6 protein-coding genes (1 of these 6 cut by a window edge) are annotated in these 6,155 nt (G+C 35.7%); 2 read left to right on the top strand and 4 right to left on the bottom strand.

The annotated features are described in order from the left end of the window. Positions 1-267, top strand: the final stretch of a protein-coding gene (locus LEP1GSC190_RS14740) for a helix-turn-helix transcriptional regulator (protein WP_002748493.1). It extends 768 nt beyond the left edge of the window; the window shows 267 of its 1,035 coding nt (coding positions 769-1,035); its start codon lies beyond the left edge, outside the window; its stop codon occupies positions 265-267. A gap of 271 nt (positions 268-538) precedes the next feature. Here the strand turns inward: LEP1GSC190_RS14740 and LEP1GSC190_RS20610 are convergent, their stop codons facing one another. Continuing rightward, entirely contained in the window at positions 539-661 is a 123-nt protein-coding gene (locus LEP1GSC190_RS20610; protein WP_002748351.1) for a hypothetical protein, read from the bottom strand. Positions 662-1,525: 864 nt separating this feature from the next. Here LEP1GSC190_RS20610 and LEP1GSC190_RS14735 point away from each other — a divergent pair. Continuing rightward, positions 1,526-1,861 (top strand): LIC10421/LIC12816 family protein, encoded by a 336-nt coding sequence (locus LEP1GSC190_RS14735; RefSeq protein WP_002748537.1) that lies wholly within the window; start codon positions 1,526-1,528, stop codon positions 1,859-1,861. A 629-nt stretch (positions 1,862-2,490) separates the two neighbouring features. Here the strand turns inward: LEP1GSC190_RS14735 and LEP1GSC190_RS14725 are convergent. The 3 genes from LEP1GSC190_RS14725 to LEP1GSC190_RS14715 form a co-directional block, all read right to left on the bottom strand. Then, positions 2,491-3,576, bottom strand: a complete 1,086-nt coding sequence (locus LEP1GSC190_RS14725) for a hypothetical protein (RefSeq protein WP_036034648.1) — start codon at positions 3,574-3,576, stop codon at positions 2,491-2,493. A 92-nt stretch (positions 3,577-3,668) separates the two neighbouring features. Then, a complete protein-coding gene (locus LEP1GSC190_RS14720) occupies positions 3,669-4,451 on the bottom strand; it encodes a GNAT family N-acetyltransferase (protein ID WP_002748379.1) in 783 nt (260 codons plus the stop codon). 539 nt (positions 4,452-4,990) lie between these two features. Then, positions 4,991-5,788, bottom strand: coding sequence for a hypothetical protein (locus tag LEP1GSC190_RS14715; RefSeq protein ID WP_002748580.1), 798 nt, complete (start codon positions 5,786-5,788; stop codon positions 4,991-4,993). Positions 5,789-6,155: the final 367 nt, after the last annotated feature.

Genomic DNA, 6,155 nt, shown 5'->3' with positions numbered 1-6,155 from the left:
TTTCAGGTACATGACCCGATTGAAGTCGAATTAATTTGCGATCCGGAATCCTCGTACAAAGTTCGAAATTCAATATCAGAAATTTCTTATGAAGAATTTTCTAGAGATTCGTTTCGACTTAAGGTCACGAATAGGGAAGGACTTTTCCCATTATTGATCGAAGCGAGAGATTCGATTCGATCAATTCTTCCGGTGTCTGTAGCTTCGGATTTCAGGAAATATATGGAACAAATAGCAATTAACTACCGATCTTTATCAGAAGATTGAAGTCAAGTTTTTTTTTTGGGGGGGGGGGCTTGATGGTCGATTTGTATTTTTTAGAATTATAATTTTATAATATAATCAAGTTCATGGCGTATAGGCGGTATGCTATTTTTGGCTTTATTTCTTTGTAGGAGAGGATTTGAATTTTAAGACGAGCCCTAATGTTGAAAAAATCCGGTTGAATTTCCAAGACTTTGAATCTGCAAAATATGTAGTTTGATTTTTTAAAGAAAGGATTTTTCCTGAACTTTATTTAAAGTCTATCCCCAAAATCTTAGGATGTGGGAACCTCAGTGTTTTTGTTACGAACAACGACGAATTCTGGCATTATACAGAAAAAACCCAAAGCTTTTTCAAGGCCTAAGATCTCGGTATCATAGTGTTGAAGATATTTCATAATCTCTCTTTTTCCAAAGCTTCACGATTTGTAGAATTGAAATTTTTTTAGGTTTGTTTTTTCAAAACGAGTTCCGGTTTTATTTTATTTTTGCGGATTTTGGGAGAATTTTTTTCGACCTTAAAATTTCAGGACATTACTTCTCTTGAAGTGCTGGCTAACATAGAAAAGTGGGAATACGGTATGGAATTTTGGTTCCATATTAAAATATGTCTCTTTATACGAATTAAGATAGAATCATATAATTTCCCGTTTGGTTCGAAATTGTGGAACTTCTTTCTTTTTCGTGGATTTTCCTAAAAGAGCTTCTATTTCAGCAAATAGGATTTGGTGAATTTTTAGAAAACTTGATTTCAATTTCGATAAAATCTTTCAATTTTTAAAAAATTTGTTCAAAATCCCCTCTGTTTCTAAAAGAAAGATGCCTAAAAATTAAACAAAAGCTGCTCAGTTAAGCATTTATTCAAATTTTTTTCAAAATGAAACTTTGGTTAATTATAATGAATATAATTTCTTCATTTGCAAAAGTAATTTAGAAAAAAAATGTTTATAAAATGAAAGTCACTGTATCCAAGCTCGGCAATCGTATTCTAATTACACATACTTTTATATACTGCGTTTGTTAGAATCAATTTCAGAAAAAAATCGTAAATACTAAGCTTATCAGAATGAAAATGTATGCTTTTCGGCCATTTTAACTAAGATCGTTTCATAGAAATGGAATATACAAGATTCATAAAGTGTTTGAATCGACTGGTAAAAAAAGGGATGCAAATTTTTTTTTGATTTATTTCTTAAGGCGGTAGGTCAGATTAGTATTGAGGATTCGTTCTTCGAAAAAAATGCTCATCTGAGGTTTCAATAATGAAAATAAACAAATTGATTTCTATAATTTCCCTTCTTGGTTTGTTTGCTACAAGTTCTCTATTTGCGGTGTCGGAAGAAGTTGAGGATCAACTTTTGGAAAAGGCGATCTTTGAGAGTGCGGTTACTAAAGAACAAAAGGCTGCGGTTGGAAATTATTTGAAAGCGATTGCGCAACAAAAGGCGAATAGAGCCGAAGAACTTCGAGAACTTGCAAGAAGATCTACGGGCGGAAAGTTTCTCGCAAGTAGTGTTCAATCTCAAAAATATCTGAAACAAGCTCAATTACTGGAAAAAGAAGCTCAAAGATACCAATCCGTTCTTGGAAATTTTTAATTCTCCATTCATCTTGTTTGATAGACCAAGACTAAGGGGCGTCTTTTAGGCGCCTTTTTTATTGTAGTGAATCGTTTGAGATTTATGGGTGTGGGCACATTGAACAAAAAGTATTGTTTGATCAAGCTTTCATGGGGGAATCTTAGAGGGATTGTAAATGTAAGTCGACGGATCTTTTTCGGGCTTGGGGGATATTCGAAGTAAAAGTTCGGACCTTTTTGTAAGGATATTTTTTCGTCTATCAAGAATCTGCAATTTCATACGCGTATATATTTCTTCATCTTATGAATACAAATGAATTTTGGAATAAGGCTTTCAAACTGAACATTCAATTCAGTCGGGTATTTCGATACGAAACATAAAAAGAACGGAACGATTTTCGTGTTGGAAGCAGTAAATATCCAAAAACGGAAACAAAATCAGAGTCCGTCCTAAAACCTTAGAATGCGGAAAACTCCATGGGAATTTAACAATGAAAAGACCGTTCAGAAATCCCACGAACTTTTAACCATAATCCGTGGGAAAGTTCCAGTGTCTTATTACGAATTTAGTGAATGATTGCGGTTGATTTCTTTTAAGATTTTGATCGGATTCTAAATCAAATAATTATAATATTTAGATGTTTTATTTTAAAAGCCAGGAGTAGTATCCGGGTAAATTTGAGCAGCTAAGATGAAGATAAAAATACTGACAGCAATTCCCATTGATGCAAGCAGTACGTCTTTTCCTACTTTTCGGAATGTTTCCAAATAAGGGAGATCCCTAAAAGTCATGAAGTTGAGAATGATTTCCCGACCTGCAAGCATTCCTAAAAACACCCAAGTGGTTGACATGGGTATTTGGCTCCATTCGTGAAAGACAATCAGAATGGTGCCGTAAACCAAATCTACAATTGTCGCGGCTTTGGACCATTGAATATCCGATTTTTCAGTTACAATTTCTTGAATAGTTCCGCCGTTTGTATAAAGAATAATTCCTAAAGCAACGATAAGTATTCCGACCGCGAGGATAAATTCTAAAATGGAAAGTTGTCTGGGGAGATAAATTACAATGTTTGCTGCGTCTTGACGTAACCAAGCGATCCAAAGATAAATTGTGGATAACCATTGAAAAATAGCCCAACGTTTCTCACTTCTCGGATCGGGAATGTGATCTTCAGTATATTCTTTCGGATCGATTTTTACCAAAACTCCCCAAACAAAAATTGCAACGCCGAATGCGATTCCGTAACCGAAAAAGGATTTGGTCAGTATCTTTTCGATATTACTTCCGCTGAAAAGTCCCAAGATCAAAAAGGTGGTGGAAATAGGGGATTTCAGTCGGGTGATTACGACTAGAATCAATGGAGCTAAAAGTTGTATAAGATTGAATTTTCGAACTTCTGGAAAATTTTCCAAACGCCCGAAATGAATCTGGAAATCGTTCCAAATCCAAGTACCTAAAAAAATGATAGCGATGGTTCCCCCTAAAACAATTAACTTTGAGACCCAGTGAACTGCTCTTTTACTTTCTATAAAAGTTCCGATTGTTTGTACCGCGTCGTTTCCGGCTACGGAGAATGCGCTGATAAAAAATGCAAACCAGCCTAAATAATAAGAGGGAGATCCGAATTGATAAGCGACAACCATCAGAATTCCGGCTATCGCGACCAAAGAGTAAAATCGAATTTGATCTCTAATACTAGGGTGTTGGAAATCTATTTCATTTTGTTTCATCAGGAGAGATATCTCTAAGCGAATGCTTAAAAAGATATTAATAAAACGCCGAAACTCCCGTCAAGGGGGTTCCGACGCGGCGTAAAGGGCCTTTAATCTAGGAAATGTTTTCCGTATTTGGATTGTATGTCACGAACATCGAAGAGAATGAAAAAGTCGATGGTTTTAAAAACCTTGTCCCAAGCGGGAATTCCGCAAATTTGAGAACCCGCTCTAATATATCCCTTAATCAAGGCCGGAATTCTTTTATAAACTGCTTTTATATCATCCACCTGATAGTTCGGATCAAAGCCCGGAATTTCAAAACCCGGAAGAGGAGTTACGTCGAATTCTTTTCTTACAAGAGCGTTCTTATCTTTTAAATAAGCGTAAACTTCATTAGCGGATCGTGTGTCGGTATTATGAATTGAACCGCATCCGAAAAGATATCTAACATTATGTTTCTGCATATAAGCTCCTAACCCAGCCCAGAGCATTGAAATTACAGATCCGTCTCTGTATTCGGGATGAACACAACTTCTTCCTATCTCTGCGGTTTCTGCGTCCAATTCGTAAATTTTAGTGATATCGAATTCATTGTCGGAATAAAAGCCTAGATTTTGTTTTGCAACCGATCTGCGGAGAATTCGATACGTTCCAACGATTTTGTTTTCTCGGTTCTTATCGATCACAATCAAATGGTCACAAAAAAGATCGTATTCGTCTCTGTCTTTGCGCGTTGCTGCAGATTGTGGCAGCCCTTCACCCAATTCTAGATTGAAAACTTCATAACGAAGTGCGAGAGTTCGCTCTATTTCCAACTGATTTTCGGCGATCCTGACTTCTAGTTTTCGTTCTGTTTTGGTATTGTTGTTACCTACGAAACTCGTTCCCATAGTAGCATCCTTAGGTTTTGATAGCTCGTTATTCTATTCGCTTTGTTTACGTTCAGATTACATGGGAAATAAATGTTCGGCAAAAAAGTGAGTTCTAAAATCTCGTGAAAGTTGCTTAAAAACTTTAAAAAAGATTTTTTCTAAACTTTATTCGCCGAAGAGATTTTTATAGGGAAACTTTGTAAAATCTAAAAATAATGATCTTACCGATCTCTATACAATGAGATACTACGAACTTTGAGAACTCCTATTATGGTTTGTCCCAAAACTTAAAGAGAATTCGGTTTGAATCATTTGGTAAGTTCGTAATAAAACGCAGTAGTTTTCTCAAATTACGTCTCTTTAGGAATTTATAGATGTTTAAATTGCCTTTTCACTATTAAACTAAAAACTGTTTCAAAATTTTAGAACGATCGGAATTGCATTTTAAACAAAGATAAGGGGTAGTTTTAAGAGGTGTGGGCTCCACGTTCTATGGTTTGGGGACAGACATTCAATGGAAGCTCCTTTGAGTATTTAGCCCGATTTATAGTAAGTGATTATGTTTCTGTAACGCTCAATTTGATCGTATCTAAGATCTTGCTTACTTTTTTATCGAATTTCTTATTAAAGACCAAAGAGTTTAAGGTTTTTTCCAAAAACAGAATCATTTCAACTGCTTTCCATTCAAGAACGTTTTTATGATTACGAACTTTACCGGAGTGAAGATAGGTGGAAATTCCACGGATAGATTCGTTTTTAAAATCCCTTCTTAGGGCAAAAAATAGGGCTTGCGCTTGGGGAGTTAAAAAGCGGAATTTTTTCGAAAATAAAACGGCATCATGAAAATATTCGGGACGAATTACTGCGCCGTTCAATCGAAGAGACAAGATTAAGAATCCTATAAAATCGGAAATTTGGTGAAAAATTCCAAGCCCTGGAACGTCTTGTCCGGGATACAGCCGATTTTTATCCATAGACTGATGTTTCGGATGACGTGTCTGCAACCAATTGATGATGAGATACTTTTCCTTAAAGTAGTAATCGTTGATTTCTAACCTATATTCTTGTATGCTCAGACGAAGATGTAATAAGATTTCCTTATCGAAAATTAATACGAGCCTTTGAAAGTCCTGTCCCATACCCGAGATTTCAAGTTGAACCTTTTGATAACCTTTCTTTCGAATTTCTGGAAGGACTTCGGTGATTTCCAACAATTCCAAAATATTCTCTCTTGTTAGGGAGTTAAAAAGATTACCCTCTTGAAACGAAAAAATCGAATCATCTATGCCGACAGTTAGGAATTCGTCGTATACGAAGTCAAAAAATCTAGGGTTATTATAACTCGATTTGGCCATATAAGGTTAGAAGGTTTTCAAAACGAAATCTTTTTGTTTTTTGGTCCTATCAGGATCTTTTAGTATTTCTTTTTTTCAAGGAGAATCCTCGATGAAAAAAGAATGATTCAAAGTCGAATGTAGTAATCGGCATGCAAGTATGCAATTACAAAGCTGAATTTCAAAATCGGGCCCACCCATACCGCTTGTCGTTCGAATCGGAATAACCTAATATCGTGTTTTCCAATTTTTCGACTTATTTTTTGGAACGTATCGGACCTGTTTATAAATGATTTTCGTTTTGCCGTCCGCAAAGGCCAAACCTCGGCTCAATCATATTCTTCGGGGTTCTACTTTGTGTTCGTTACAAAAACTGAGGAAAAAATTT

Origin of the sequence: Leptospira mayottensis 200901116, from assembly GCF_000306675.2 — a bacterium.
GTDB classification, from domain to species: domain Bacteria; phylum Spirochaetota; class Leptospiria; order Leptospirales; family Leptospiraceae; genus Leptospira; species Leptospira mayottensis.
Note: the sequence above shows the minus strand (reverse complement) of the source record. Positions and strands in the feature narration are given on the sequence as shown.